The following is a 1,196-nucleotide window of genomic DNA, read 5'->3' as shown; positions in this document are numbered from 1 at the left end:
AGGCCGAACGGCGTAGCTGATGGGAAACAGGTTAATATTCCTGTACTGAATGTGACTGCGAAGGGGGGACGGAGAAGGCTAGGCCATCCGGGCGACGGTCGTCCCGGTTTAAGCGTGTAGGTGGGAGGAGCAGGCAAATCCGCTCTTCTGTAACACTGAGGCGTGATGACGAGCTGCTACGGCAGTGAAGTGGTTGATGCCCGGCTTCCAGGAAAAGCCTCTAAGCATCAGGTGACATTGAATCGTACCCCAAACCGACACAGGTGGTCAGGTAGAGAATACTCAGGCGCTTGAGAGAACTCGGGTGAAGGAACTAGGCAAAATGGTGCCGTAACTTCGGGAGAAGGCACGCTGGCGGTAGGTGAGGGGCTTTGCGCCCGGAGCCGAAGCCAGTCGCAGAGACCAGCTGGCTGCAACTGTTTATTAAAAACACAGCACTGTGCAAACACGTAAGTGGACGTATACGGTGTGACGCCTGCCCGGTGCTGGAAGGTTAATTGATGGGGTTAGCCGCAAGGCGACGCTCTTGATCGAAGCCCCAGTAAACGGCGGCCGTAACTATAACGGTCCTAAGGTAGCGAAATTCCTTGTCGGGTAAGTTCCGACCTGCACGAATGGCGTAATGATGGCCAGGCTGTCTCCACCCGAGACTCAGTGAAATTGAACTCGCTGTGAAGATGCAGTGTCCCCGCGGCAAGACGGAAAGACCCCGTGAACCTTTACTATAGCTTGACACTGAACATGGAGCCTTGATGTGTAGGATAGGTGGGAGGCATGGAAGTGCGGACGCCAGTCTGCATGGAGCCATCCTTGAAATACCACCCTTGAATGTTCGATGTTCTCACTTAAGCCCGTCATCCGGGCTGAGGACAGTGTCTGGCGGGTAGTTTGACTGGGGCGGTCTCCTCCCAAAGCGTAACGGAGGAGCACGAAGGTTGGCTAATCACGGTCGGACATCGTGAGGTTAGTGCAAAGGCATAAGCCAGCTTAACTGCGAGAGTGACGGCTCGAGCAGGTACGAAAGTAGGTCTTAGTGATCCGGTGGTTCTGAATGGAAGGGCCATCGCTCAACGGATAAAAGGTACTCCGGGGATAACAGGCTGATACCGCCCAAGAGTTCATATCGACGGCGGTGTTTGGCACCTCGATGTCGGCTCATCACATCCTGGGGCTGAAGTAGGTCCCAAGGGTATGGC

The 1,196-nt window shown here is 55.0% G+C and carries 1 rRNA gene; it reads left to right on the top strand.

The features are described from left to right. Positions 1-1,196, top strand: a 23S ribosomal RNA gene (locus C6H66_RS25360); the annotation flags it as partial.

The organism is Photorhabdus hindustanensis (assembly GCF_002968995.1).
GTDB lineage: Bacteria > Pseudomonadota > Gammaproteobacteria > Enterobacterales > Enterobacteriaceae > Photorhabdus > Photorhabdus akhurstii.
This window is presented reverse-complemented; position numbering and strand designations above follow the sequence as displayed.